The following is a 252-nucleotide window of genomic DNA, read 5'->3' as shown; positions in this document are numbered from 1 at the left end:
CGCGGTCGCGGGCGACTACGGGTGCGCCTGGCACACCGTCCACGGCTACCTCGTCGTGGTCGCCGACGCCGCCCTGGCCGGCGAGCCTGAGCCGGTGATGGTGCTCGGGATCGATGAAACCCGACGCGGGAAGGCGAAATGGGAAACCGATCCGGACACCGGTGTGCGGTCGTGGGTGGATCGGTGGGACACCGGACTGGTCGATCTGACCGGCGATCAAGGGTTGCTGGCGCAGGTCAACGGACGCACCTC

Annotated in this window: 1 pseudogene; it reads left to right on the top strand. The window is 69.0% G+C overall.

The annotated features are described in order from the left end of the window. Positions 1–252 (top strand): annotated as a pseudogene (locus tag QR64_RS26905) (ISL3 family transposase); the annotation flags it as partial.

Origin of the sequence: Rhodococcus sp. Chr-9 (assembly GCF_000801125.1) — a bacterium.
Taxonomy (GTDB): domain Bacteria; phylum Actinomycetota; class Actinomycetes; order Mycobacteriales; family Mycobacteriaceae; genus Rhodococcus; species Rhodococcus pyridinivorans.
This window is presented reverse-complemented; position numbering and strand designations above follow the sequence as displayed.